The sequence below is a fragment of the Arthrobacter rhizosphaerae genome (assembly GCF_023062595.1).
Classification (GTDB): domain Bacteria; phylum Actinomycetota; class Actinomycetes; order Actinomycetales; family Micrococcaceae; genus Arthrobacter; species Arthrobacter rhizosphaerae.
In genome coordinates, this window is sequence record NZ_JALLAN010000002.1 from 75,684 (window position 1) to 100,489 (window position 24,806).

Sequence of the window (24,806 nt, forward strand, 5' to 3'; positions counted from 1 at the left end):
CACATGAACCAGCTAAAGACCAACCGCCAACGCGGCGGTGCCGCCCACCTCCTGGGACCCTACGGACTCGTAGTGATCCTGGTGGTCCTGTTCGCGGTGTTTGCCCTGATCCTTCCCCAGACGTTCCTGTCGGGCCGGAACTTCAACGCAATCCTCAGCAACCAGGCCATCCCGGCCCTGCTGGCACTCGGCGCCATGATCCCCATCGCCACCGGAAAGTTCGATCTGTCCATCGGCTACGGGCTGGGGCTTTCCCACGTGATCGTCCTCAAGCTCATCGTCGACGGCAACATGCCGTGGGGTTTGGCAGCACTCGTAGCCATCGGAGTGATGGCGTTGGTGGGCGTCGTCAACGGACTGCTGGTGGAGTTCGGCCAGATCGACTCCTTCGTGGCAACCCTTGGAACCGGAACGGTGCTCTACGCCATCACCGGAGCCATTACTAACGGTGCACGCGTTGTTCCCGGCGACGGCGGACTGCCTGTCTCCTTCAAGGACCTCTACGATTCGAAGATTGCCGGCGTCCCCATCGTTGCCGTGTACCTGCTGGTGGTCGCCGTGATCCTCTGGATCCTGTTCGAACGCCTGCCCCTGGGACGCTACTTCTACGTGCTTGGTTCCAACCCCCGGGCCGCTGCGCTGATCGGCATCCCCACCAAGCGGTACTCCATCTACGCGTTCGCCTTCTCCGCCGTGGTTACCGGAGTTGCCGGTGTGCTTCTCGCTTCACAGCAGCAGATCGGTAACCCCAGCGTTGGCATGGACTACCTCCTGCCCGCCTTTGTGGGAGCGTTACTGGGAGCAACGGCCATCAAGCCGGGCCGCGCCAACGTGATCGGTACCTTGGTTGCGGTCATCACCCTTGCTATCGGCCTCGCCGGGATCTCGCAGCTCGGAGCCCAGTTCTGGGTCACCCCGCTGTTCAACGGCGTCACCCTGCTCATCGCCGTCGGCCTGGCCGGTTACTCGGCCCGGCGCAAACTCCGGGCCGGCGCCGTGGCCGCCCCGCCGCCCACCCTTCCCGGAGCGGGCGACGACGGGTTCCCGGCTCCCGGAGGTCCCTCCAGTACCGCCGCACTGGAGCCCAAACCAGCTCCCTCCGCAGCACCCGCCCCTGCCACGACCTCTCTCTGACACACCTCTCAACAAGAACCACCTCAGGCAATTCCCACTGACTGAAAGGCTCCACCATGTCCAACTCTGCTCCCCGACTGCTGCTTGCGGCCGGTGCCATCATGGCCCTGGGGCTCACCGCCTGCACCAGCGGCTCCTCTGAGTCTGCTGCCGCCGGCGCAACCGCAGCTTCAGCAGAAAGCGGCTGCACCGACGTCGTCGCATCCGCCAAGAAGGCCATAGACACGGCCAGCAAGTCGGACGCCGCGTGGGACGGCCCCACATCGGGCCCCAAGGCCGTCGACGGGAAAACCCTGGTGTACGTTGCCCAGTCCATGACCAACCCCGGCGTGGCCGGTGTTGCCAAGGGCCTGCAGGAGGCCGCGGCCGCCATCGGCTGGAACGTCAAGGTCATCGACGGGCTCGGGACCCCGGCCGGTATCCAGAGCGCATTCAGCCAGGCCCTCACCACCAAGCCCGACGGCGTCGTGATCGGCGGATTTGATCCCAAGACCACTGCCGCCCAGGTTGCCGAGGCCAACGCCGCCAAGATCCCGCTCGCAGCCTGGCAGGCTCTTTCCACCCCCGGCCCCAGCACCGACCCTCTGCTCTTCACCAACATCACCACCAAGGTTGAGGACGTTGCCAAGATCAGTGCCGACTTTGTTATCGCCAAATCCAACGGCAATGCCGGCGTCGTGATTTTCACTGACTCCTCCATCCCCTTCGCTGAGGGGAAATCGCAGATGATCAAGAAGGAACTGGAAACGTGCTCCGGGATCAAGGTCCTGGAATACGACAACGTTCCGCTCTCCGATGTAAGCGCGCGGATGCCCCAGGAGGTCTCCTCCCTGCTGAGCAAGCACAACGAGGCCTGGACCTACTCCGTGGCCATCAACGACGTCTACTACGAGAACGCGGCAGCGGCCCTGCGTGCCGGGGGAGTGAAGGCCGACGGCGCTCCCTTCAACGTAGGGGCCGGCGACGGCGACTCCTCAGCACTCCAGCGCATCAAGGCCGGCGAGTACCAAACGGCCACCGTGCCGTCCCCGCTGAAGTCCGAGGGCTGGCAGATTGTGGATGAGCTGAACCGGGCATTCAACAACCAGCCCGCCAGCGGCTATGTCCCGCAGATCCACGTCTCCACCAAGGAAAACACCACGGCAACGGATGCGTGGGATCCGGTAGGTTACCAGGACGCCTACCTCAAGATCTGGGGCAAGTAGTCCCGGGCAAGTCCCTGGAACGTAAGCGTTACACAGCAAATACGGGCCTCGGCCCGGGAACCAAGGTTGGAAATTGAACCACGATAACAACCCGCAGGCCCCTGGCCCGGCGAAGAGCAAGGTCACTCCGGTGACCCATACGGCACGCTGTGCCGGCTTCGTCGGGCTGGGGCTGATGGGTGCCCCCATGGCCGCGAACCTCCTCAAGGCAGGCTGGGCCGTCACGGCCTGGAACCGCTCCACAGCAGCCGTCGATGAGTTTGTGCAGCTCGGTGGAGCCAGCGCTGCGAGCGTGGCGGACCTCCGGGACCAGCCGGTGATCATCTTCATGCTTCCGGACCTGTCCTTCATCGAGGAGGCGGCGTCCGGGCTCCTGGATGAGTGGAGGCTGGCGCCGCCTGAACCGGGAACGCTTGTGGTGGTCATGAGCAGTGTGTCGCCCGTGGGCGTGCAGGCCTTCGGCCTCGCTGTGACCGAAGCGAGCGCCGGAAACGCCACGGTGCTCGACGCGCCGGTGAGTGGCGGCACGGAAGGGGCGCAACGCGGGAACCTGGCCATTATGGCAGGCGGTTCCGAGGAAAACTTTGCCCGGCTACTGCCCGTTTTCGAGGCCATGGGAACCACTGTGAAGCGGCTCGGCGAACTCGGGGCCGGATCCCTCGCAAAGGCATGCAACCAGCTGATTGTGGGAACCACGACGGCGGCGCTCGCCGAGGCTGCCGAACTCGCGGAACGCTCGGGCATGGACGTCGGTGCGCTCTTCGAGGTGCTGTCAGGAGGGCTGGCGGCGAGCCGCGTTCTCGAATTTGTCGGCCCCCGGCTTGCAGCCAAGGACTACGCACCCACCGGACCGGCCAAGTTCATGCACAAGGACCTGTCATTTGTGCTGGAGAGTGCCGCCGCAGTGGACGCCGTCGTACCGATGGCGTCCGCCGGCGTCGAACTCTACGCAGAACTTAAGGCGCAAGGCCTGGGCGATCTTGATCTGGCCGTAGTGCGGCAGACTATTGCAAACCTCAGCACTCCCGTTGCCGGAACCAGCACAGCCGGAACCAGCACGGACGTTATCGATACTGTTCAGGAGACAACACCATGAGTTCACTTTTTGACCTGACCGGGCGCACTGCCCTGGTGACGGGATCAAGCCGGGGGATCGGCAACGCGCTCGCCCGAGCACTGGCCGACGCCGGCGCCACGGTGGTGCTGAACGGTATCAACGAGGAGCGGCTCAAGGCAGCAGAAGCCGCGATGGCTGCCGATTTTGCTCCAGGCCGGATCCACAGCTGCGCTTTTGACGTCACGAAGGACACCGAAGCGGCACGTGGTGTGGCCTGGGTGGAAGAAAACGTGGGCCCGCTCGAAATCCTGGTCAACAATGCCGGAATCCAGCACCGCGTCGCCATGCTCGACCTGGACGTCAAGGACTGGGAGCGGGTCATCACCACGGACCTCACCAGCGCCTTTCTCGTGGGCCGCGAAGCTGCGCGCTTCATGATCCCCAGGGGTCACGGCAAGATCATTAACATCTGCTCCGTCCAGACCGATCTGGCCCGCCCCACGATTGCGCCGTACATCGCGGCCAAGGGAGGGCTGCGGAACCTCACCCGCGCCATGACGGCGGAGTGGGCGGCTTCAGGGCTCCAGATCAACGGCATCGCGCCGGGCTATATCCACACCGAGATGACCCAGAACCTGGTGGACGATGAACAGTTCAACTCCTGGATCCTGGGCAGGACTCCGGCCCACCGCTGGGGCACTGTGCAGGACCTCGCCGGCCCGGCTGTGTGGCTGGCCTCTGACGGTTCAAACTTCGTCAACGGCCAGACCATTTTCATCGACGGCGGAATGACGGTGGTGGTCTGATGAACACTTCCACCGGACTTTCCCCGAGCGCTCCCTTGACCGGTCTTCCCGAAACGGGACCCGCCGTCGTCGCACACGCCGCCGGCGACCTCCGGATCGAAAACATCCCCCTCGCACCACCCCAACCCGATCAGGCTGTCGTCGAAATAGCTTATGGCGGCATCTGCGGCTCGGACCTGCACTATTGGCTGCATGGTGCAGCCGGGGAGTCGGTCCTCAAGGCACCGATGGTGCTGGGGCACGAAATCGTGGGCGTGGTGGTCCGTGCTGGAGCAGACGGAACAGGTCCAGCAGAGGGCTCCGCTGTTGCTGTGCACCCGGCGACGCCGGGACCGGGCACCGGTCCCGGCGTCGTCAGGTATCCGGAGGACCGGCCCAACCTCTCACCGGGGTGCACCTACCTTGGCAGCGCCGCACGGTTTCCGCACACGGACGGTGCGTTCAGCCGCTACGCGAACCTGCCTTCCCGGATGCTGCGGGTCCTTCCCTCCGGCCTGGATCTCAAGACGGCGTCCCTGGTGGAACCCGCCAGCGTTGCATGGCACGCGGTGTCACGGGCCGGCGATGTCCGCGGCAAGACTGCCCTGGTGATCGGCAGCGGTCCCATCGGGGCGCTGGTAGTCGCAGTGCTCAAGCGTGCCGGAGCAGCCCGGATTGTGGCCGTGGACATGCACCGCAAACCCCTCGAGATTGCACAGGCAGTCGGGGCTGATGAAGTGCTTGAGGCAGGAGATGCTGAGGCGATCGCCGAGGTGGAGGCCGACGTCGTTATTGAATCCTCCGGCAGCCATCACGGCCTGGCCTCGGCCATCAAGGGTGCCGTTCGTGGCGGGAAAGTGGTGATGGTTGGCCTGCTGCCCTCCGGGCCCCAGCCAGTGCTGATTTCCTTGGCCATCACGCGGGAGCTTGAACTGCTGGGATCGTTCAGGTTCAATGACGAGATCGACGACGTCATTGCCGCACTGGCCGACGGGTCCCTGTTCGTGGACCCGGTCATCACCCACGTCTTCCCGCTGGAGCAAGGCCTTGAAGCATTCGAAACGGCGAAGAACTCCGCCGCGTCGGGCAAGGTGCTGCTGAGCTTCGCGCCGGAATCCTCAGCAGTCGAGGTGTCGCCGTGACCGCTATCCGTCCCATGGTGGTCATGGGCGTGTCCGGCAGCGGCAAAAGCGTCCTGGGAAGCGCCCTTGGGCAAAGCCTGGGGCTCCCCTTTATCGACGCCGATGACCTCCATCCAGCGTCCAACAAGGCGCTGATGGCCGCGGGCACTCCGCTCACCGATGAGGACAGGATTCCCTGGCTGAACGTGGTGGCGGCGACCATTGCGGACGGAGTCAGCAAGGGCCAGCCGAGCGTCGTCGCCTGCTCAGCGCTCAAACGTTCCTACCGGGATCTGCTGCGCACTCAGGTGCCCGACCTGCTCCTGATCTACATCGACGGCGCAGCGGAATTAATCGCCAGCCGGCTCGAGGCGCGGGAGCACGAGTTTATGCCCGCAACGCTTCTCGCATCCCAGCTCGCCACGCTGGAACCGCCCCAGGCTGACGAGGCCCACCTCCGGGTTCCGGCCGAACTGACGGTCGAGGAGGCCGTGGAGCTGATCCGGAACACCCTGGGGCTATCCGCGGCCACACCGCCGCGCTGACACCTGTGGGCTGAACAGGCAATGGGCCGGGCGGAGGAAGATCTTCACGACGCGCTCCTGGAACGGGTGGCCCGCCGCTACTTCATGAATGGCATGCTGCAGAACGATATTGCCGCCGTCGAGCACCTCTCGCGCCCCAGTGTGTCGCGCCTCCTCGCGGAGGCGCGCGCACGCGGCGTTGTCCAAATCCGGGTTGGCCCGCCAGTGGACCGCGTCCGGGAACTCGAAACGGAATTACGACGGCGGACAGGGCTCCGCCGGTGCGTGGTGGCCACAAACAAACCCCGCGCGCTCTACGGGACTTCAAGCAGGCTGGGCTACGTTGCCGCCCGGTATCTGGAATCGCAGCTCACTGGTGTTGGTCTGCTCGGAGTGGCATCCAGCCGTTCCCTCTCCATGGTGGCGGACTCCCTGGCTGAGGCCCACCGTCCTGACCTCACAGTGGTCGACCTTCTGGGCTGCCTCGCCGCCGGGAGATCAGGAGACGGAGGCCGATCAGGTGACGGCGCCAGAGCGGGGGAGGGCAGCGGGCCGAACACGGCGCAGCTGATGGCTGCGCGTCTTGACGCTGTTTTCAGGCCGCTTCCGGCCGCTTTTGTCTACAGGTCCGGCTCCGCCAGGGATGCCGCATTGGATTCCGCGTTGGTCCAGGATTCCCTGCACCTCGGCCGGCAATGTGACGTGGCGCTGGTGGGAGTTGGATCCATGCAGCGTTTCGATGGAACCGGCGTCTACAGCCCTGTCACCGTGCAGCAGCTTCAGGTTCTCGCTGCCCAGGGTGCAGTCGGCCATCTTTGCGGACATTTCATTCGGGCTGACGGGTCGCTGGTGCATGCCCATGCGCCTGCGGTGCTCGGAATCAGGTTTGGTGAACTGCGTCAGATCCCGCGACGGATAGCCGTCGCCGTTGGCAGGCACAAGATCGCGCCGATTGCTGCTGCCATCAGCGGCGGCATGATCTCCGAATTGGTCACAGATCAGGCCACCGCCGCTGACTTGGTACAGCTACTTCAGAGTTAGATCTCCTGCGCTGGCCGGTTGCTCATCCGTGCCAATACGAGGGCATTGTCAGATCCGAGGGGAGAAGGGTTGCGCAGCTGCCTCGTGCGGCATTGAGCTGCGGCTGCGTCACATACAGGGCTTTGGACAGATCAGCGCCTTCAAGCCGCGCATCCCTTAAGTCCGCGCCAAGCAGGTCCACACCTGCCAGATCACTGCCCCGCAGATCAGCCGCGATGAGGTAAGCCCCTCTCAGGTCTGCCCCGCATAAGCGCCGGGATTTAAGATTCCTGCCCATCAGATCCGCTCCTGCTTTTAGCTCGGAGCCCAGATGATCATCGCCTGCCGCGAAGTAGGAAGCCCGTACTTCTTCGCTTACCTCCATCAGTAATGTCCTCACCTGGGCGTGAAGCTCCTGAAGATCCAGTGAGAGGAGCGCGGACAGCTCGCCGCTGACCGAATGTTCGATCGTAGCTCTCAGCTGTCCGGCACCAGCTGATAAGTCAGGATCGAAGGTTCGTGATTGGGCCTCGGCCAGATACCAGAGCATCTCATGCAGCTGCCGGGCGGCTTTGAATGCTGAAAACATCCCGTCTCTTGTTTCGGGACGTTCAAGCCAGCTCTTTCCGGCGAAGAAGCCCTGCGACACGTTCTGGCCGGCCCCGAAGCAGTCAAAGACCGTGCAGCCTCGGAATCCCCTGGGGCGAAGGCGGTCATGGATGGTGCAGGAGAAATCGGACGCCAGGTTTTGGCACGGCGAGCCCGCTGGTTTGTCCAGTGCAAAATCCGCGGAACGCGAGAATCCGAAGGCCGTACAGCAGAGGGCAAAGCAGTTCGCGCAGTCAGGGCGCAGGGATTGCCGTTCGAGGGCAGGTGAAGATGGCTCGGCGGAGCTTCCAAGTGTTGTTTTCATGTGATCTTCCAGTGGTGAGTTCGGTGTTGGGCCTGGGAGCAAAGGAACTCGATTGGAGTTCCCCTCGCAGGGCGCACGGAATCATCGCTCCTCCACGGAGCGAACTGGAATCCCTAGGTGGATTCTGGGTCACAGAGAAAATTGAAATAACACTGCCATCAGAATAGCTGACGGACCTAGGGAGGGGTGCTACATCCTGCCTTGGCGTTCTGCCGCGAGCTGAGCTGCGACGTTCGCGATCAGGTCGTACGGAACCGGCTTCCCCAGCGGAAACTTCAGAGTGCCTTTCCCGCTCAGATAGGGCTCAATTTCTGCCCGAAGATCTTCGTCTCCGTGCGGAACGGGGTAGACGGACAAATGGTGCTTCCAAGCTGCGAAGTACACCACGTAGTGGCCCTCGAGCGTGATGGTGGGTATTCCATAGCTGATCATCTCCCCTGCCCCAGGCACTGCTTCATGGACCCGCCTGCGGACTTCCCGAAGGATCTCCTGCATTTCTGCAGGCTGGGAGGCTATGTAGTCGTCAATCGTGTCAATTGCCATGGGCTACAGCCTCTTTCGGGGGAGTAAATCCACTGTAGAACGCAGCACGGATAATCACGCTGAGGATCACCAGGTCATAAACCACCCAGCCAATGTTGACGAGGGTTCCCGCGGGGGCGCCGAGTCCGGTAAACATCCGGACCAGGCCCAGCACGGCGGCGAACACCAAGGCCGCGATGGCAACCAGTTGGGGACGGATCAGGGACCAGGGCGGTCCCCCGTCCTGCCGGGTTTTCGGCGTGACGGCGAAGCCCAGGTCACGACCGAACAGAACGTTCCCTGCCGCCGTCGTACATGCTTTGATCCAGACCGGGAAGAGCGCAAGGCTGTACTGCTGGCCGCGCCAGGTTTTCCTGCCCCGGGCCGCGACGAAGAACAGGAGCTGATTGAGGATCAGGAAAGGCACGAGGCGGGCGAAGAAGTCGGAACTGAACGCGTCCACCGGCATGACCCCGAAGCACAGGAAGATGATGGGGGCCGCAATGTAAACAACAGCCGCGAAGCCGGAGAGGTAGCTCCACATGGTGGCGAAGTACATCAGTCGCTGACCTGCTTTGAGCCCTCGTTGGAGGAGCGGGTTCTCGCGGAGGAACACTTGCATGGTGCCCTGGGCCCAACGCAACCGCTGGGTCAGCATCGTTTTGAGGTCCTCGGGGGCCAGGCCTTTGGCGAGGATTTCGTGGTGGTAGACGCTGTCCCACCCTGCAGCGTGCAGATGCATACAGGTGGCCATGTCCTCGGTAACGGAATTTGTAGCCATGGGCATCACGGGAAGGGCCTCATCGGACCGGTCCACATCCAACGCCTGGACGATCTTGCGGACCGAACCGATCGCACCGAGAGGAGACCAGTCACGCTGGGCCAGCCGGTCAATGGCGTTATCGTCAATGAATCCGCCTGAGGGGGCGATCCCTGAAAGACGCTCGATCTCCTCCATGTCAGCCTGGAGAGAAGCCACGTCCACGGTGACGATGCCGCGGGCCGCTGCATGGACTTTCCGCTGGAAGTCGTAGGTAATGCTACCGACCGGTTTGTTCTCTTTGAGTTCCCGGCGTGCTCCGCGTACTGCCGATCCGATGTCCTCCAAGGCCCTGGTTACATGCTGTCCTGACGAACTGTGCTCGGATCTGGCGTTGGCGATGACCTTGTCGGCTGCCTTGAGGGCCTGCTCCACCGTGGCCCTGACCCCTTTGACGTAGCCGGTGACGCCGATCTGCATCAGGGCCTCACGGCGGATGATGGCATTGGAGCCGCAGAAGAAGGCGGCGTTCCAGCCGTCCTTCCCTTGCTGGATGGGTCCGTAGAACAGCGGCGCCTGGCTTCCGAGCAGGTCATCGTCATTGACGTTTGAGAACCACTGGGGTGTCTGGACCAAGGCAACTTTGCGATTGTTGAAATGGCCCAGCATCCGGTGCAGGATCTGCGGTTCGGGGATCTGGTCGGCATCCAGAATGAGCAGGAACTCCCCTCCAGTCGCAGCCAGGGCGTTGTTGAGGTTGCCCGCTTTCGCGTGGCGCGGGAGGTCCTCCCAGTCGGGGGATCGGGTGATGTAGCCTATCCCGGCCTTCCCGGCTGCCTTTTCGATGGCCGGGCGTGCGCCGTCGTCCAGGATCCATGTCTTGTGGGGATAGGTGATGTTCCGGGCGGCCAAGGCCGTGGTCATGACCAGGTCCACGGGTTCGTTGTAGGTGGTGATGAAGACGTCCACGCTGAGGCCTTCGGGCGGGGAAGGAGCCGCGGGGCGTTCGCGCAGCCGCCACATGGTGACGCCGAAGAGGAAGGCGTCGATAAGACTGTAGGTTTCGACCATTACAAGCGGCACGCTGATCCAGGCGGCTGACCAGTTCACCGAAAACAGCCACCGCCACAGGATGTAGTTCACGCCCAAGACTATGGTCAGCGAGGTGAGGATCCGGACCAGCAATTGGTGATTGAGGACTCGGTGATTCATGACTCCGTGATTCAGGGGTTGGGGGTTCACGATTCGGGGGTTCACAGCGGCCCTTCGACCCTCAGGCCCAATCGGCCCCGCCGCACCGTCCGGAAGATCTCCGGAGGTGCGGCGCGACAACGTGGTGATGGGGATTCTTAGTTTCTCGCGGCCAATGCGGCGGCGAGGGCGTTGGTCGAGGTGGTGGAGCTGTTGATCCGCCAGTCGACTTCCTTGTTGTGATGGAACCAGACCAGCGCAGTGACATCGGATTGTGCGGCGAGGTAGGAGACGAGGGCGGTATTCCAGTTGGCCTTTGACCCGCCGGCTTCCGCGGAGGCTGTCTCGGAAATCATGATCGGCTTGCCCGGGGCGAGGCTGCGGAGGGCGATCAGTCCGTCGCCGAAGAGGGCGGATGGTGAGGTCCAGGAACTCCACGACACGGCGGTTCCCCAGTTGTAACCATCCAGGGACATGACGTCGACATAGCTCGCTCCGGGGTAAAGACCGCTCAGGGCGGTTGATCCCCAGTACGGAACGTTGGGGCTCCAGACCCACGAGACGTTGGATGCGCCTGTGGCGGCCACGACGTCATGAACATGCCGCCAGGCGGCCACGTAGTCCCCGGCCTGGTTGCCGTTCGCGGACTCGGCCCAGGGGTACCAGTTTCCGTTCATCTCATGGGCGAACCTGAGCATCACCGGCTTGCCCCAGGAGGCCAGGGCAGTGCCCCACTGAGCGATGTAGGTGTCGTAGTCTCCCGCGGTGATGCGGTCCAGCGCGAAGGCCGGCTGGTTTGCGCCGTTGCCGCTCCAGAGCCACGGTTCCCAAGTGATGAGGCTGGTGGCGCCCCGGGCGTCCACGGCATTGAGGTCCGCGATGGGTGCGGACTGGCTGAAGTCCTTGTAGGACATCACGATGGACGGGTTTTCGTTCACCAGCGTAGCGACGGCGTCCAGCTCGCTGGAGGCCAGTGGTCCGCCAGGAGTCGATACCCCGAACCGCAGCGGGTCCGAGCTCATCGGAGGAAGCGTCGTCGTCGTGGTTGTTTTTGTCCGGGCGGCCATGGTCATCGGGGCGGGACCTGCCTCAGCAAGGCTGTCCCTGCCGGCGGTGGTGGAGGCGGGGCTGTAGGTTACCGCGTACGACGCCGAGGCTGAGGTTTTCCCCGCGGTGGCGATAACAGCCACTGTGGGAGATGTGGTGACGGGGATGGTCACTGCGGCGGTAAAGGTGCCCTTGCCGCTCGTGGCAAAAGGCACGCTGACCGAGCCAGCTGCCAGCGTACCCGCGCCTTGCCTGGTGAAGCCTGTGCCGGTAACGGTCACCGAGGATCCGGCCGGCCCGGCGGAAGCGCTGAGCGTGATCTCCGCACGCCCTGCTGCTCCCGCCGGCACTGCAATTCCAAATAACACACTTAGCGACAGCACAAGGCTGGAGACAACCAGCCGAAGGAAACGATGATGCACGAGCACTCCCAGTGTTAGTAGACGGTCCCGGAGGAGTAGCGGGGTCCGAATCGTTCCTTCCAAGCCCTCTTCGGGCGAGCTGATGGTTGCCCCGGTTCAATGGTGGCAAGGGTTACGAGCAGGAAGTAGCAAACTGCTCGAATCCTCGGCCAATCCTGCGGAGGAGGGACCTAAACCTTGCAGTTTCCTTGGTAAGTACGGCAACGGCTCGCTCACTGGGGTGCTCATCAGGTTGGTCAGGGTCTGAAGAGCACAGGACCTGCCGCGGATGTGGCCAGGTAGATTTCCGCTGCGTTGCCCAGAGTAGCGATCCGCAATGCAGAGACCTTGTACTCGCCCCCTGTGGACGTGCCTGCGGCGGCAGCAGTGACCGGCGCTCCAGGCTGGTCCGGCTGGACGTTGACGGTGAAGGAGAGAACCCCGGCCAAGGGATCAAGTATGCCCCCAAGTTCCTCCGTGACTCCTGCCGTGGCGCCGCTAATTCCAGCCACCGCTGTTGGGATCACACCGGTGGCACCCTGCAATGCCGGGACCAGTGCACCCTGGACAACCGCCCCTGCTCCGTTGGTCACGGCAGTAATGATTTGCGGAAGCAGCGCCAGTCCGGGAAGGCCCGCCCCTAAAACCTCAGTGGTGATGGTGGGGGCCGGAACGGTCTCGCCGAGGAACGCTCCCACTGTGGTTCCGTAGCTGATGGTGAGCCGGGCGACGTCCACGGTGCCAACGAGAAACACGTCAGTGCGGAGCAGCACTTGTGTCTGCATGGAGAACGTGGCTGCTTCAAAGGCCTGCTCCAGAGCAATGACGGTGTCCGAGGACCACTCTCCGAGCAGCGCTGTTGTCCGCTGGCTGACTTCCGTAAGCACGGCCTGATCGATTCCAATGACGCTGTTTGGCGGAAGCCCGTTGAAGCCGCTGGCACGTCCCCCGAGTGCGGTGAGGTCGACCGTGGCGCTGCTGTTGGTGAGGTCTATCGTGACGACGCCGTCGCTGATGGATCCAGTCAGGAACTGAGGCAAGTCGCTCAAATCGAGGGCGCCTATGGTGATGACGGTGCTCACGGTACCCACTTCGAGGGAGCCTGCCGAGCCCTGAACAAGCCCGGTGATACCGGTGTTCACGGTCGTCGTGACCTGTCCGCCGACGTTGTCCAGGGCGGCAAAGTCATCCGCTGCGGCAGTCGCTGCCGCCGTCATCGTTTCGACAGAGGGGACTCCGGCGTTCAGGTCTGTTCCCGCAATCCCATAGGCCCGGTTCGCTACGGGAACGGGATTCAGAGCAGGCCAGCCATTCACCAGCACGCACGCATCCACCTCTGCCGAACTTGCCACAGCACCAACATCCAACCTCATGTCAGCGGTGGCAGCAGGGACGAGCGAGGCCATATTGATGCTGGCAGACTTGGGCATTGTCGCTGAACCGTCGGCCGTTCCGGTGGCATCAACTGCCCCGGACTGATCGTTTACTGCCCCTGCGGCTGCCGCAGCTTGCCCGCTTGCTATGGCGCGACCCCACTGGTTGTAGGCACCCGCATCTCCTGCAGCCGCGTCCAGCCCCAACGTGGTAGAAAGCAAAGGATTGCCCAGCGCGCTGACGTCCAGCGGAGCGCTGAAAGTAACAGGGTCGATCTCGACAGCCGAAGCAGGTGTTACCGACAGGGTCCCGCCTGAATTCTGGACTGCGAGACCTTGGAGTGCTGCCAGCGAATCCAGATCCTGTGCGCCGAGCAGGCCCGAGAGCTGACGGGCAGCTGATTGTGTCTGGAAGAGCGTTGTTGTGTCGCAGTCACCCGCGATCATGACTCCGGCCGAGCTGCCGACGTATTCATCGTCCGTCCAGGCAGCATCAGTGACCGGGCTCAGGCTCAGCAGTGATGCGGCAGCAACGATCATCGCGGCTGTTCCGGCCACCGCTTGGCGACTCCGGCTCGGGAACCTCACGGTTGCTCCTTTCGGCGTGCGGCCCGGATCAGGAGTGCGCCGATCAAGGCAAAGCCGACTGCGCCGGCGAGATAGGGCAAAAAGTGCATGCCTGTAATGGCCAGATCCGACGGCGGACGGGTCCCGCCGTCGTCGTCGCCGGCCACAATGCCTATGCCGAACGCCAAAGTCCCGTCAGTCCCGGCGGCACCCACTGGCCGTTCCAGCCGGAACAACACCCAGGGCTGATCGGCCGTGGTGAACCGACCCAGCGGGTAGGCCACGCCTCCGCTGTCGCCGAAATTCTCGGCGGCGACTATCTGCTTTGCCCCGGATCCGCACGAAAGCGCCGCATTCTTCCCGCTGGTCCCGGTCCATTGCACCGGGCAGGACTGCGCCGTGACGGAATAGGCTTCAGGCCCGGCAGACAACGAACCCGAACCCTGAAGTTCCAAAGTGGCAGTGGCCGAATCGGGCCCATCCAGCACGGCACCAACCTGCCAGCTGAACGACTCCCCGGGGCCCAGATACGGAATGTCCAGCGGGTAGACGGATGAGGTGAGGCGGAGCATAGCGTCTTTACCCGTCTGGGGAACCGGCAAGGCCGGATCCGCGGCGAAGGCCTGGTTCTGCCCGGTGAGGGACAGGACCAGGCAGGCAGCGGCTAGCGCCGTAGCACGTCGGAGTCCTCTCATCCGCTGCCACTCCTTCGGGGCCAGAACGACCAGGCCACCAGCGCAGCCAGGAGTACCGAGCTGATGCCCAGAATTGCGGGCGACCTGAGGCCCATGACCCATCCGCCCAGTTCAGGGACGGCGAAAAGCATCTGCCGTGCCGTGGACACCCGGTATTCCACCGGATCCGGGGAACGGTTCGCGTCACCCTTAAGGACCAGGATCACCTGGCCGGGCAACGCCGGATCGGGGTGGACGCTGACCACGCGGTGGGTGATGGGTGTCGAGGAAGGTGTCCGTGAAACGGTGGCCACGTCACCGGGTCTGAGGGAGGAAGCAGGTACTTCCCTGACGGCTGCGAGGGCGCCAACAGGAAAGGCCGGTTCCATCGAACCGCTGCGGAAGACCACAAAGTTGATGCTGAAAAGGGCAGAAGCGATCACGGCAGCAAGGCAAAGCGCCCCGAGCACGGCAAGGACAGTGAGGGCACTCTCACGCACTCCTGTCCGAAGACTTTCTGCCCTGGGTGCCCGCGCCTGTGCCCTGAATCCCTCCACGAAGGTCATGGCTTTGCAACCCTAGGATCCGACGACGCTGGTGAACCTCCACAGCGGAATCACGTTCTTGCCCTGAAGCGTCACATCGGACGTTCCCGCCGGAAGAGTAAGCGCGAAACACAGGTTCACGGGGTCACCGGCAGCTCCAGCGGCGCCCGCCGGCAAGCCGAAGGGGGCAGCTCCTGCCGTGTTCAGGCCGGAATTGGCAGCCACAAGGACCACCCCAGCGGTCTTGTCGCCGGCATCGCTGCAGTTGGCCGCCCCGACGTTCACCCACGCCTGCACTCTCAATGCCGTATAGAGTGCGGCGTTGTTGGTATCCACATGCAGTGGAACTGCCTGCCGTGCCTCGGCAAGGCTGACCGTCAGCGCCTCAGACCCGGCCTTGGTCCGAAGCTGGAAGGGAGCGTAGACGGTGTCGCCGGGAAGGAGGCTGGCAGCCTCGACGGTGAAGTCCAGGTACCCGCCGTTCTCCACCGGCTCATCCGTCCAGGTTCCTGCGGCGAAGGGGGCGACGGTGTTCTGCTCCATGGCATAGGTCTTGGTGCCGGGATTTTCATCATCCGGACCTGCACCGCCAAAAACCCATTCATTGTCAGTCCAGGCCGCCAGAGTGAAGGCCGCCCCAATCCCCAAAACCAGGCCACCGGCCAGCAGCGCGCGCACCTTGTCCTTGCGGCGCGAAGAAAATGCAGTCGTGTTGTGGTCAGTCATTCCTGGTCCCCCCAGTCGTAGAACAGGCCCAATCGGATTGGGCCTGTTCAGATCCATAGTCGAGCGACGCGCCTGGACTTATGCCTCGCAGCGCAATCCGCTCGGAGGCCCTTTTAGCGCCCTACAGGGATCCTTCAAGGGTCCGATCAATATCCGGACAGTTTTTCCGCAGGATTAGCCAAGGTGATCGGAAGGATAAGAGAACTGCCGCCTTAGGCCCGATTCGAACGGCATTTACCACGCGTAGGCCTGGGGCGCCTCGCCCGGACCAGGCCAGATCTTGTCCAGCCGTTCGTGGGTGTCGGTGTCCAAGTCGAGTGAAACTCCACCGAGGTCTGACCACGGCGGATGTCGAAACGTGGGCAGTCCCGCCATATGGCCACCTCGTTTACGCCCAAGATCAAGGCTTCGGCGAGCTGCAATGGCAAATGAGACTGAAAAGGCAACAGTTGGTCGTGGCCTCACGGTCGTGTGATCCGCAGGTTTGTCGTGGCCAGGTGATATGAATCAGAAAGCAGTCCGGGGACCTTCAATTATTGTCTTCGCCAGCATCAATGACTGTCTTTAACAACGTGCTAGTTCAGGGATCCATTACAGATCAGGCTAGGAACCATCATGAGTCCAGTGGCAACGTTCGAATGTGAAACAGTCAGTAGAGAATTCCAGTTCGTTGGACAGTGTGCGACGGGCAACTTCCCGGCGTCTTTTCCCGAGACCGCGATCAAGGTGCAGACTGCCTTCGTCCTGAGGCGATCAGAAATATCCGGGGTCATCAACCCTGAGGTCCTCTACAGCCCGTACATGTGCAACGGCCCTGTGGCAACGTACTTCGCCTGCTCTGAGGTTGAAGAAGTCAAGCAGGTTCCCGAAGGGATGCTGGGGTTTAAGGTTGCCTTCACGGACTACGCGAAAATCAGTTGCTCCAACATGACCGTCGGGGAAGGGTACTCCAAGCTCTTTGAATGGATCCAGACCCAGGGCCACACGCAGAAGAGCGGCTACAACTCAACACCAATTGAGATTTACTACTTTGAGGATGATGTCGAGGAAGAAGTAGTGGAGTTGCTGATCCCAATCGAGGAGTTTGCCGGTAGCTGATCCGAACGTTCGGCTCACAAACGGCCCCGGGAGGCGGGGATTCATGGTCCAGATTCATGCAATCGCCCATGTTTCCTGAATGGATCCGGTCCTTCTAGGTACTCGTACTGGTGGTGCAGGGATGCCATGGCAGTCTGGTTGCTGCTCTTCCCCCGGTGCTCGGGAAACACACATGCTTCAGTCGCCCTGAAGTGCAGTTGGTTCAGCCGCCGCGCCCTGGCATAAAGGCATGATTGGTGGACGCTAAACCCTGCGTCGTGGCGTTGCTGGGCCATGGCCGCGACCGTCCCCCACGGGCGGGCCACAGCGGGCACAACGGGCCGGATCAAGCCAGAATCAGGACACCGCCAGCCACAGCAGCGAGGCAATGGTCGCTGTTACACATCCCATGATGGTGACGCCCACGGTCCACGTCTTCAGCATGGCCTGTTCGCTGATGCCGAAGTAGCGCGACAGGACCCAGAAACCGGCATCGTTGAAGTTGGACAGGCACATGCCTCCCGCCGAAACCCCCACCGCCAGCAGCGCAAGCTGGCTCGGGTTCAGGCTGGTGGTGTCGAACGCCTGGGCGAGCAGGACCGCCACAAAGGTGACCGCCGCCGTCGTCGTTCCCAATGTTGCCCGGAGGATCGTGGCGAGCACAAAGCCGAACAGCACCAGCGGAAGGTGGATCTCCGCCAGAGTGTCCAGGAGCTGTTTGCCCACGCCGGAGGCACCGATGATGGAGCCGAACGCCACACCGCCGCCGGTGGAGACCAGGATTTCGCCCACGGGTTTCATTCCCTGCATGCCGAAGAAGGAGATGCTTTCTCCCCGCCGGACCCGGGGTGTCAGCAGCAGCGCGTAGGCGAAGAAGACCGTGATAGTCAGGGCAAGCCACGGTGTGCCGAGGAACGTCAGGATATCGAGGACCGTCTGGGCGGGGCCGCCGACGTGAACTGAGCCGGCCAGGGTCTGGATGAGAATGAGCACGATCGGGAGCAGCAGGACGAACAGCAACTTCGCGACGGCGGGGCGCTCGTGCCCTTCCAGCGCGGTCAGTTCGGTGGACCGCACGGTTGCTGTTGCCACTGCGGTACCTGTTGGGGAAGGCTGGCCGTTGGTTCCTGATGAGTCGCCGTTGCTGTTGGGGCCCGCCGTCGGGGTGTTCCCCATCGCAGAGGTGGGTCCGCCGCCGTCGTACGCTGCGTCCAGATCAATGGTGCCGTCGGCAGTGAGCTTCCTGGCCACCCACCGGGAATAGAGGAAAGCGATGCCCACTCCCGGAATCATGGCGAGCAGCCCGTACATGATCAGAAGCCCGAAGTTCACGTTCAGGGCGGTCGCGATGGCCACGGCTCCGGGGTGCGGAGGAACAATCGAATGCATGCCGAGGACCGCGATGGCCATGGGGATCGCGAAAAAGATGATGGACTTCTTCGACTGCCTGGCGACGGCGATGGTCACGGGCGCCAGCAGAATCACTGCGGTGTCGAAGAAGATGGTGCTGCCCACGAGGAGCCCACACATGGTCATGGCCAAGGGGCCGCGCTTGTTGCCGATACGCTGCAGCATCTTCTCGCCCAGCACTTCGCTGCCGCCTGAACGCCGGATGATCTCACCGATCACGCAGCCCAGGGCGATCAGCGGAACCATGTGGCCGAGCTGCTTGCCCATCGCCGGCTCCATCACGGCAAAGATCCCCGTTTTGGGGTCGATAAGTGGCATTCCCATGGCCAGGGCAAGCCCGACGGCGACAATCGTCATGGTGATAAAAGGGTGGATCTTCAGCTTCACAATCATGAAGAACAAGACGACGATGCTGAGGACCACCATCGTCATCGAAAACCAGATCGGGTACATATCGCTCCTTCGCGATACTGGCGGCGCTGCGGCATCAACGCCGCCAGACACCGAAAAGCGGTATTGGGTCGACCCGATACAACCCGCCGCCAGCGTGGCCGGTCAATGAATCCGCCCGAACCTGAACATCCGTTCCAATCCCCGTTGAATTGGGCACCTCATCGGCACGAACGGGGGAGGAGAAGCCAATACTGGGAGTTCGTTTTCCACGCCAGACTCACCGCCGAGGTGGCTGACCAGAGTTGGCTGAACAGAAGGGTGCACCATGCGTCAAGACCAGCTGATCCCGTCCCGTATCAAAGAGCTTCCCCGCATCAAGGAAGTTCCCCGCGTCAAGGAACTTCCAGCCAAAACCATGAGCATGCACCACGTCTGCCTCGTGGTGTCCGACATCGCCGCCACCCGTGACTTCTACGTCAATGTCCTGGGTTTCAAGGAGATCCACCGGCCCACCGACTTTGTGTTCCACGGGGCGTATTTCCACAACGGCAACGTTGAAGTGCACGTGGTCCGCGAAACCGAACCTGGTCGGCTGAGGCGGACTTCTCCGGACTGGGACAGCGAGGAGCTTCGCACCGGCCTCTGCCATCACTTCGCCGTGTTGGTGGACTCGTTCGAGCCGTTCCTGGCAGCCATGCGCGAACGTGGGCTGGAGCGGGTGGGTGGTCCGCGTGTCCGTGACGACTACGTCGAGCAGATCTACATCTCCGATCCCGATGGCCACATCATCGAGCTCCTGTATCAGCACACACCGGAATCCGGCCATGCCCGGCGGATTGAGATCTTCGATCTGGGCATCGCGGTGCCCGTGGCTCCGGGACACCACGTGCTGGATCCGCGGGTCAAATATGGGGTGCACTGTGCTGGGTGAGGCTGTGCTGGTTGAAGCCCCGCCGGTTGCGGGCAGTAAAAACAGCCGGCACCACAACGTGTGTGGTGCCGGCATTGCGGGATGTGAGGGAGGGTCCCGGTTTTTCCTGCGAGATGTGAGGGAGGGTCCCGGTTTTTCCTGCAGGATGTGAGGGAGGGTCAGACGCCCAGCTCGGCCCTCAGCTTCTCAACGTGGCCCTGGGCCTTGACCTGGTACTCGGCCAGCTTCACTTTGCCCTCGGGGTCCAGCACAACAGTGGAGCGGACGATGCCTTCGTGGACTTCGCCGTCAATCAGCTTCTCGCCCCAGGCGCCGTAGGCCAACGCCACGGCGTGGTCTTCGTCGGCCAGCAGTGGGAACGTCAGGGAGAAATCGCCGGTGAAGCGGGCGAGCTTTTCGGGGGCGTCCGGAGATACTCCCAGCACCTCGTAGCCGGAGCCTTTGAGGGATGCAAGATTGTCGCGGAAATCGCAGGCCTCGGTAGTGCAGCCAGGGGTCGCGGCTTCGGGGTAGAAGTAAACGATCACGTTTTTGCCGTGATAATCCGACAGCGAGATCTTGTTGCCGTCGGCGTCGTGCAGGCTGAAATCAGGGGCCTGCGATCCGGGCCGCAGCTTGTTGATCAGGTTCGGGCTCATAGTGGTCCTTAAGGAGATTACTTGGAATCAATCATAATAAGTGAAACCGGTTGTCGTCTCTGAGATCAACTCCGCCGTCACATGCAGTATTCCTCAGCTCCGTTACGGCGATGCAGAAACCGCTTCCTCAGACGTCCGGACGGCGGATTAACCGGCCCCGCGGGATACTGAAATCCACAGCGTTGCCCCGGAGATAGGTCCGCCGGATCACGCCGGAAAGTTCCCGCCCCTGGTACGGGGTGAGGTGGTTCTTGTGCTTCAGCTTGGACGCGTCCACGACGAACCGTTCGTCCGGGGCGAAGACGGCGAAATCGGCGTCGTGGCCGGCTGCTATCTGCCCTTTATCCCTCAGCCGGACGAGTTCCGCGGGCTTGGCCGCCATCCAGGAGACCACCTGTTCCAGCCGGATGCCCCGCTGCCGGGCCTCGGTCCAGATGAGGGACAGGCCCAGCTGAAGCGAGGATACCCCGCCCCAGGCCACCGCGAAATCCCCGTGTTCCAGATCCTTCAGGTCAAGGGTGCTGGGGGAGTGATCCGAGGCGATGAAGTCGATGGTGCCGTCCAGCAGGCCGTCCCAGAGCCGTTCACGGTTGGATGCCTCCCGGATGGGCGGGCAGCACTTGAAGGCGGTGGCGCCGTCGGGAATTTCCTCGGCGGTGAGGGTGAGGTAGTGGGGGCACGTCTCCACAGTGAGACGGACGCCGTCGCGCTTCGCGGCGGCAATCAGGGGCAGCGCGTCCGACGACGAGAGGTGAAGTATGTGGGCGCGCGCGCCGGTCCTGCGGGCCCGCTCGATCACTTCGGTGATGGCCCGATTCTCGGCAGCGCGCGGCCGGGAGGCCAGGAAGCCCGAGTAGCTGGTGCCTTCCGCGCCAGGTGCCTGGTCGATGGTGTGCGGGTCCTCGGCATGGACGATCATGACTGAATCGAAGGCGTTGAGCTCGGCCATGTCCTCCTCCATCTCGTCGGCGCCCAGCTGAGGGAACTCGTCCACCCCGGAGTGCAGCAGGAAACACTTGAAGCCGAAAACTCCTTCCGCGTGGAGTGGCTTGAGGTCAGCCTTGTTGCCGGGGATGGCTCCTCCCCAGAAGCCCACATCCACAAAGGCCTGGTCCGCGGCGACTTCACGTTTGAGTTTCAGCGCCTCAACTGTGGTGGTGGGCGGGATGCTGTTGAGCGGCATATCGATGATGGTGGTGACGCCGCCCGCCGCTGCCGCCCGGGTGGCTGACGCGAAACCTTCCCACTCCGTACGGCCAGGCTCATTGACGTGAACGTGGGTGTCCACAAGGCCGGGAATCAGGGTTTCGTCGTCGGATAATTCCACGATTTCCGTGCCGGCCCGGCCATGCCCCAGCGGCTCGATCGCTACGATCTTTCCGGCACGGACGCCTACTTCCCGCGGTGCGATGCCATCAGGGGTCAGCACGTGTTGGCCGCGGATCACCAGGTCAAAGGTTTCGTCAGTCACGCAGGTCTCCTTCAGGCTGGCCTTCTAACCACGTGTCTACCCTGCTTTGGGGCCACGTCAAAGGAGGCCACAGCAGTTAAACAGCAGTTAAACAGTTCCGTCCCGTCGCCGTAGCGTCGTGGAAACACCCGGAGCCTAGCGTGACTTGTGACCACAGCGGTGTTCCCGAATGCCGCCCCCACGATGATTGGCGGCCTCGATGAAAATCCCACTCACTGCGGAGACCCTGACTGCGGACACGGTTCCGGCGAAGAAACCCCTCTATAAGTCCTTGTTCTTCCAGCTCCTCGTCGCGGTACTCCTGGGCATTGTGATCGGGCACTTCTGGCCAAACGTCGGGTCCACTCTGCGCCCGTTGGGGGACGGGTTCATCCAGCTCATCAAGATGATCATTGCCCCGCTCATTTTCCTGGTGATCGTCACCGGCATCTCGGCCGTGGGCGACGTCAAGGCAGTGGGCCGGGTTGGCGTGAAGGCCCTGGTGTATTTCACCGGTGCCACGCTGTTCGCTCTGGTGTTCGGCCTGATTGTGGCCAACATAGTCCAGCCAGGGGCCGGGCTGAATATTGACCCGGCCACGTTGTCCCAGGACGCCTTGAAGGCTAAAACGTCCACCGCCCCGCCCGGCGACGCCGGCCAGTTCCTGCTGGGCATCATTCCCACCAGCGTTGTGGGCGCCTTCGCCTCCAACAGCCTCCTCCAGGTGCTGTGCTTCTCTGTCTTCTTCGGCGCAGCGATCGTGGTGGTGGGCCGCGAGCGGTGCATGCCGGTGGTCAGTCTCCTGGAAACGGTGCTGGAGCTCTTCTTCAAGATCATGGGCTGGGTCATGCGGGTGGCGCCGATCGGGGCATTCGGAGCCATGGCCTTCATTATCGGGCAGTACGGCCTGGGCACCCTAAGCACCTATGCGCTCCTCATCGCCGCCTGCTACGGTGCGGCCATCATCTTCATCGGTCTTCTGTTCGTCGTCGCCTGGGTCTACCCGAGGGTGCCGCTGTGGCAGTTCATCAAGTACTCCCGCGAAGAGTTCCTCCTGGCCCTCGGCACAGCATCCACTGAATCGGTGCTGCCGCGCATCATGACCAAGCTGACCAACGCCGGCTGCTCACGCGCCACTACAGGACTGGTGGTTCCCACCGGGTACTCGTTCAACCTCGACGGCGCCGCACTCTACCTTTCCATCTCCCTGCTGTTCCTTGCCCAGGCATTCGGGCACAACCTGGACCTCGGCCAGCAGCTTGCTGCACTGGGAATCCTGATGCTCACGTCCAAGGGCATGGCCGGGGTCCCGGGATCGGCATTCCTGGCGCTCTCGGCAACGGCAGGGGCTCTGGGAATCTTCCCGGTGGCAGGTGTGGCGCTCCTGCTTGGGGCTGACCGTCTGATGGATTCGATGCGGGTGGTGGTCAACCTTCTGGGGAACTGCGTTGCGACGTTCGTGGTGGCCAAGTGGGAAGGGCAGTTCGACCGGGAAGCCATGCTGGCGGCGTTCAAAGCTGGTCCCGCTGCCGAAGCTCCGGCTGCTGAAGGCGCGGCGACAGATCCTGCAGTTGACGGCGGCAGCGAGTCTTCTCCCGCTGGCGGAGTGCCGGGATCAGTCGATGGTGCTGTGCCGGAGGCGGTACTGCTGAAGTAGGGATTTGGACCTGGGTTCTCTGCTACTCTGGCGCCAATATCCCGGCTGCCTGAGGATCCTCGAAGATGAAGCCTGACTGGAGTGCCCTGGCTCAATTGCCTGTAAACCTCTGCGCAAGGAACGCAGTCTGATGGATCCTCTCAGCACGGTGCGCCAGCGACTGATTAACCAGCGTTTGGCGGGGGAGCCCTTCAATGGTGCGGCGGAGGCGGTCCGGTGGCTCGGGGCAGTGCAGGCGCAGGACTTCGCCGAGGCTAAATGGTCGCTTGCTGAACGCATGGATGCTTGCACGGATGCCGACGTCGAGGCCGCCTTCGCCCGGGGTGACATCATCCGAACACACCTGCTCCGCCCCACCTGGCACTTCGTTGCCCGCGAGGATCTGCGCTGGATGCTGAGGCTGAGCCGTCCCCGTGTCCATGCGCTCAACCGCCATTGGTACGGCAAGTTTGGCGCCAGCCCTGAGCTCCTCATCCGGGCCCACGATGTGTTCGCCCGGACTCTCGCCGGCGATGGTCCTCTGACCCGGCGGGAGCTGGTGGAACGCCTGGCCAAGGAAGGCATCGAGACAAGCGGCCCTCAACTTGCCTACTTCCTTATGTACGCGGAGCTCGAAGAGCTCATCTGCAGCGGCCCGCGGCGCGGCAAACAACATACTTATGCCTTGGTCGATGACCGTGTGCCGGTCACCGCGGTGGACGACAGGTCGCGTGAGTCAGCGCTCGACGAGCTTGTTATTCGATACTTCCGGAGCCACGGTCCAGCCACGGTCAAGGACTTCACCATCTGGTCGAGCTTCAGTGTTGCCGATACGAAAGCGGCTCTCCAACGCCTCAACGGGCAGCTCGAAAGCATCACGAATGAGGATGGAACCAGCTGGTACTCCTCGCCCGCTCCCGGTGTGGCCTCGTCCAGACTTACGGAGGGCTTCCTTATCCCGATGTACGACGAAACGGTGGTGGCCTACCAGGACCTGCGCATTGTGCTCGCCCATCAGCCGCCGCGGCCCGGGTTGTTCCTTGACCGCGCCATCGTGATCGACGGCAGGACTGTGGGCAGCTGGAAGCGAACGCTGAACGGACGTTCCGTCGTCGTGGAGGCGACGCTCTTCGGAGCCCTGACCAAGCCGGAGGAAGAGAAGCTTGATCACGTGGTCCAACGGTTCGGACGCTTCCTGGAAATGGAGGCCACATGGTCCAAGGTTGATTTGCCCACCCCGGAGGCAGCTCCATCCGGGGAAGTTATCGAAGGAGCAGGTTAGAGACTGGCCAGGAGGCCCGCTGTCTGTTCGAGCGCACCCGGGACCAGCGAGTAGTACGCCCACGTGCCGCGCTTTTCCCGGTGCAGCAACCCGGCGTCGACCAGGATCTTCAGGTGATGGGACACGGTGGGCTGGCCCAGGTCCAAAGGCTCCGTGAGGTCGCACACGCACGTCCCGCCGTCGCTACCGGCCTTGACGATCGACAGCAGGCGCAGCCGGTTCGGATCAGCAAGTGCCTTGAATGCCAGTGCCCTCTGCTGGGCGTCCTCCGCGTTCAGAATCATTTCACCTGAAGGCTCGCAGCAGGTATCCGACGCCGTCACCTCGAGAGTTCGCAGAGAGTTCATAGAGCAATTATGCACATAGATTGACATGCGTCGATATGTTTGGTGATACTTCCATATCGACGTTCATCAATTTAGCT

24 protein-coding genes are annotated in these 24,806 nt (G+C 62.9%); 11 read left to right on the top strand and 13 right to left on the bottom strand.

Annotated features, from left to right (window positions below; all coding sequences use genetic code 11):
• Positions 1 to 3: 3 nt before the first annotated feature.
• From MU551_RS03020 to MU551_RS03050, 7 genes are all read left to right on the top strand, one after another.
• On the top strand, positions 4 to 1,134 hold the full coding sequence (locus MU551_RS03020) for an ABC transporter permease (protein ID WP_247040674.1): 1,131 nt from the start codon (positions 4 to 6) through the stop codon (positions 1,132 to 1,134).
• Positions 1,135 to 1,190: 56 nt separating this feature from the next.
• Positions 1,191 to 2,339 carry a substrate-binding domain-containing protein gene (locus MU551_RS03025; RefSeq protein ID WP_247040675.1) on the top strand — a complete coding sequence of 383 codons (1,149 nt, stop codon included), beginning with the start codon at positions 1,191 to 1,193 and terminating at the stop codon, positions 2,337 to 2,339.
• Between the two features lie 175 nt (positions 2,340 to 2,514).
• Positions 2,515 to 3,435 carry an NAD(P)-dependent oxidoreductase gene (locus MU551_RS03030; protein WP_247041110.1) on the top strand — a complete coding sequence of 307 codons (921 nt, stop codon included), beginning with the start codon at positions 2,515 to 2,517 and terminating at the stop codon, positions 3,433 to 3,435.
• The gene (locus MU551_RS03035; RefSeq protein WP_247040676.1) at positions 3,432 to 4,202 is read left to right on the top strand and encodes an SDR family oxidoreductase; all 771 of its coding nucleotides are present in this window, start codon (positions 3,432 to 3,434) and stop codon (positions 4,200 to 4,202) included. The genes MU551_RS03030 and MU551_RS03035 overlap by 4 nt, the downstream gene beginning before the upstream one ends.
• Positions 4,202 to 5,323, top strand: a complete 1,122-nt coding sequence (locus MU551_RS03040; protein ID WP_247040677.1) for an L-idonate 5-dehydrogenase — start codon at positions 4,202 to 4,204, stop codon at positions 5,321 to 5,323. Before MU551_RS03035 ends, MU551_RS03040 begins: the two co-directional genes overlap by 1 nt.
• Positions 5,320 to 5,847, top strand: coding sequence for a gluconokinase (locus tag MU551_RS03045; protein ID WP_247040678.1), 528 nt, complete (start codon positions 5,320 to 5,322; stop codon positions 5,845 to 5,847). The genes MU551_RS03040 and MU551_RS03045 overlap by 4 nt, the downstream gene beginning before the upstream one ends.
• 21 nt (positions 5,848 to 5,868) lie before the next feature.
• Positions 5,869 to 6,867, top strand: coding sequence for a sugar-binding transcriptional regulator (locus MU551_RS03050; RefSeq protein ID WP_247040679.1), 999 nt, complete (start codon positions 5,869 to 5,871; stop codon positions 6,865 to 6,867).
• Between the two features lie 22 nt (positions 6,868 to 6,889).
• On the opposite strand, the gene MU551_RS03055 is transcribed toward MU551_RS03050, so the two are convergent.
• The 9 genes from MU551_RS03055 to MU551_RS03095 form a co-directional block, all read right to left on the bottom strand.
• Positions 6,890 to 7,759: a pentapeptide repeat-containing protein gene (locus tag MU551_RS03055; protein WP_247040680.1), complete on the bottom strand. Its 870-nt coding sequence runs from the start codon at positions 7,757 to 7,759 to the stop codon at positions 6,890 to 6,892.
• A 189-nt stretch (positions 7,760 to 7,948) separates the two neighbouring features.
• Positions 7,949 to 8,302, bottom strand: a complete 354-nt coding sequence (locus MU551_RS03060) for an iron chaperone (protein WP_247040681.1) — start codon at positions 8,300 to 8,302, stop codon at positions 7,949 to 7,951.
• Positions 8,292 to 10,253: a glycosyltransferase family 2 protein gene (locus tag MU551_RS03065; RefSeq protein ID WP_247040682.1), complete on the bottom strand. Its 1,962-nt coding sequence runs from the start codon at positions 10,251 to 10,253 to the stop codon at positions 8,292 to 8,294. The genes MU551_RS03060 and MU551_RS03065 overlap by 11 nt, the downstream gene beginning before the upstream one ends.
• A 137-nt stretch (positions 10,254 to 10,390) precedes the next feature.
• Positions 10,391 to 11,701: a glycoside hydrolase family 26 protein gene (locus MU551_RS03070; RefSeq protein WP_247040683.1), complete on the bottom strand. Its 1,311-nt coding sequence runs from the start codon at positions 11,699 to 11,701 to the stop codon at positions 10,391 to 10,393.
• A 236-nt stretch (positions 11,702 to 11,937) separates the two neighbouring features.
• Positions 11,938 to 13,641, bottom strand: a complete 1,704-nt coding sequence (locus MU551_RS03075) for a choice-of-anchor G family protein (RefSeq protein WP_247040684.1) — start codon at positions 13,639 to 13,641, stop codon at positions 11,938 to 11,940.
• On the bottom strand, positions 13,638 to 14,315 hold the full coding sequence (locus tag MU551_RS03080) for a hypothetical protein (RefSeq protein WP_247040685.1): 678 nt from the start codon (positions 14,313 to 14,315) through the stop codon (positions 13,638 to 13,640). The genes MU551_RS03075 and MU551_RS03080 overlap by 4 nt, the downstream gene beginning before the upstream one ends.
• On the bottom strand, positions 14,312 to 14,860 hold the full coding sequence (locus tag MU551_RS03085; protein ID WP_247040686.1) for a signal peptidase I: 549 nt from the start codon (positions 14,858 to 14,860) through the stop codon (positions 14,312 to 14,314). The genes MU551_RS03080 and MU551_RS03085 overlap by 4 nt, the downstream gene beginning before the upstream one ends.
• Positions 14,861 to 14,872: 12 nt before the next feature.
• On the bottom strand, positions 14,873 to 15,565 hold the full coding sequence (locus MU551_RS03090; protein WP_247040687.1) for a SipW-dependent-type signal peptide-containing protein: 693 nt from the start codon (positions 15,563 to 15,565) through the stop codon (positions 14,873 to 14,875).
• A gap of 234 nt (positions 15,566 to 15,799) precedes the next feature.
• The gene (locus tag MU551_RS03095; protein WP_247040688.1) at positions 15,800 to 15,940 is read right to left on the bottom strand and encodes a hypothetical protein; all 141 of its coding nucleotides are present in this window, start codon (positions 15,938 to 15,940) and stop codon (positions 15,800 to 15,802) included.
• Positions 15,941 to 16,180: 240 nt separating this feature from the next.
• Between MU551_RS03095 and MU551_RS03100 the strand changes: the two genes are divergently transcribed.
• Positions 16,181 to 16,663: a GyrI-like domain-containing protein gene (locus MU551_RS03100; protein WP_247040689.1), complete on the top strand. Its 483-nt coding sequence runs from the start codon at positions 16,181 to 16,183 to the stop codon at positions 16,661 to 16,663.
• A gap of 336 nt (positions 16,664 to 16,999) precedes the next feature.
• Here the strand turns inward: MU551_RS03100 and MU551_RS03105 are convergent, their stop codons facing one another.
• The gene (locus tag MU551_RS03105) at positions 17,000 to 18,505 is read right to left on the bottom strand and encodes a GntP family permease (protein WP_247040690.1); all 1,506 of its coding nucleotides are present in this window, start codon (positions 18,503 to 18,505) and stop codon (positions 17,000 to 17,002) included.
• Positions 18,506 to 18,770: 265 nt separating this feature from the next.
• Between MU551_RS03105 and MU551_RS03110 the strand changes: the two genes are divergently transcribed.
• On the top strand, positions 18,771 to 19,376 hold the full coding sequence (locus tag MU551_RS03110) for a VOC family protein (protein WP_247040691.1): 606 nt from the start codon (positions 18,771 to 18,773) through the stop codon (positions 19,374 to 19,376).
• 158 nt (positions 19,377 to 19,534) lie between these two features.
• On the opposite strand, the gene bcp is transcribed toward MU551_RS03110, so the two are convergent.
• Together bcp and allB are read right to left on the bottom strand one after the other, a co-directional pair.
• Positions 19,535 to 20,014 (bottom strand): thioredoxin-dependent thiol peroxidase, encoded by a 480-nt coding sequence (gene bcp, locus MU551_RS03115; protein ID WP_247040692.1) that lies wholly within the window; start codon positions 20,012 to 20,014, stop codon positions 19,535 to 19,537.
• Positions 20,015 to 20,141: 127 nt separating this feature from the next.
• Positions 20,142 to 21,485: an allantoinase AllB gene (gene allB / locus MU551_RS03120; protein WP_247040693.1), complete on the bottom strand. Its 1,344-nt coding sequence runs from the start codon at positions 21,483 to 21,485 to the stop codon at positions 20,142 to 20,144.
• A gap of 199 nt (positions 21,486 to 21,684) precedes the next feature.
• Here allB and MU551_RS03125 point away from each other — a divergent pair, with 199 nt between their 5' ends.
• Positions 21,685 to 23,121: a cation:dicarboxylate symporter family transporter gene (locus tag MU551_RS03125; protein WP_247040694.1), complete on the top strand. Its 1,437-nt coding sequence runs from the start codon at positions 21,685 to 21,687 to the stop codon at positions 23,119 to 23,121.
• Between the two features lie 130 nt (positions 23,122 to 23,251).
• Entirely contained in the window at positions 23,252 to 24,382 is a 1,131-nt protein-coding gene (locus MU551_RS03130) for a winged helix DNA-binding domain-containing protein (RefSeq protein ID WP_247040695.1), read from the top strand.
• Here the strand turns inward: MU551_RS03130 and MU551_RS03135 are convergent.
• The gene (locus tag MU551_RS03135; protein WP_247040696.1) at positions 24,379 to 24,729 is read right to left on the bottom strand and encodes an ArsR/SmtB family transcription factor; all 351 of its coding nucleotides are present in this window, start codon (positions 24,727 to 24,729) and stop codon (positions 24,379 to 24,381) included. The two genes, MU551_RS03130 and MU551_RS03135, sit on opposite strands and share 4 nt — an antisense overlap.
• Between the last annotated feature and the right edge of the window lie 77 nt (positions 24,730 to 24,806).

Coding starts and splice junctions, on each gene's coding strand:
- MU551_RS03035 (WP_247040676.1), top strand. CDS start 3,432: ATGAGTTCACTTTTTGACCTGACCGGGCGCACTGCCCTGGTGACGGGA.
- MU551_RS03080 (WP_247040685.1), bottom strand. CDS start 14,315: ATGAGAGGACTCCGACGTGCTACGGCGCTAGCCGCTGCCTGCCTGGTC.
- MU551_RS03040 (WP_247040677.1), top strand. CDS start 4,202: ATGAACACTTCCACCGGACTTTCCCCGAGCGCTCCCTTGACCGGTCTT.
- MU551_RS03100 (WP_247040689.1), top strand. CDS start 16,181: ATGAGTCCAGTGGCAACGTTCGAATGTGAAACAGTCAGTAGAGAATTC.
- MU551_RS03110 (WP_247040691.1), top strand. CDS start 18,771: ATGCGTCAAGACCAGCTGATCCCGTCCCGTATCAAAGAGCTTCCCCGC.
- MU551_RS03060 (WP_247040681.1), bottom strand. CDS start 8,302: ATGGCAATTGACACGATTGACGACTACATAGCCTCCCAGCCTGCAGAA.
- MU551_RS03085 (WP_247040686.1), bottom strand. CDS start 14,860: ATGACCTTCGTGGAGGGATTCAGGGCACAGGCGCGGGCACCCAGGGCA.
- MU551_RS03130 (WP_247040695.1), top strand. CDS start 23,252: ATGGATCCTCTCAGCACGGTGCGCCAGCGACTGATTAACCAGCGTTTG.
- bcp (WP_247040692.1), bottom strand. CDS start 20,014: ATGAGCCCGAACCTGATCAACAAGCTGCGGCCCGGATCGCAGGCCCCT.
- MU551_RS03095 (WP_247040688.1), bottom strand. CDS start 15,940: ATGGCGGGACTGCCCACGTTTCGACATCCGCCGTGGTCAGACCTCGGT.
- MU551_RS03135 (WP_247040696.1), bottom strand. CDS start 24,729: ATGAACTCTCTGCGAACTCTCGAGGTGACGGCGTCGGATACCTGCTGC.
- MU551_RS03050 (WP_247040679.1), top strand. CDS start 5,869: ATGGGCCGGGCGGAGGAAGATCTTCACGACGCGCTCCTGGAACGGGTG.
- MU551_RS03030 (WP_247041110.1), top strand. CDS start 2,515: ATGGGTGCCCCCATGGCCGCGAACCTCCTCAAGGCAGGCTGGGCCGTC.
- MU551_RS03020 (WP_247040674.1), top strand. CDS start 4: ATGAACCAGCTAAAGACCAACCGCCAACGCGGCGGTGCCGCCCACCTC.
- MU551_RS03025 (WP_247040675.1), top strand. CDS start 1,191: ATGTCCAACTCTGCTCCCCGACTGCTGCTTGCGGCCGGTGCCATCATG.
- MU551_RS03125 (WP_247040694.1), top strand. CDS start 21,685: ATGAAAATCCCACTCACTGCGGAGACCCTGACTGCGGACACGGTTCCG.
- MU551_RS03105 (WP_247040690.1), bottom strand. CDS start 18,505: ATGTACCCGATCTGGTTTTCGATGACGATGGTGGTCCTCAGCATCGTC.
- MU551_RS03065 (WP_247040682.1), bottom strand. CDS start 10,253: ATGAATCACCGAGTCCTCAATCACCAATTGCTGGTCCGGATCCTCACC.
- MU551_RS03090 (WP_247040687.1), bottom strand. CDS start 15,565: ATGACTGACCACAACACGACTGCATTTTCTTCGCGCCGCAAGGACAAG.
- MU551_RS03055 (WP_247040680.1), bottom strand. CDS start 7,759: ATGAAAACAACACTTGGAAGCTCCGCCGAGCCATCTTCACCTGCCCTC.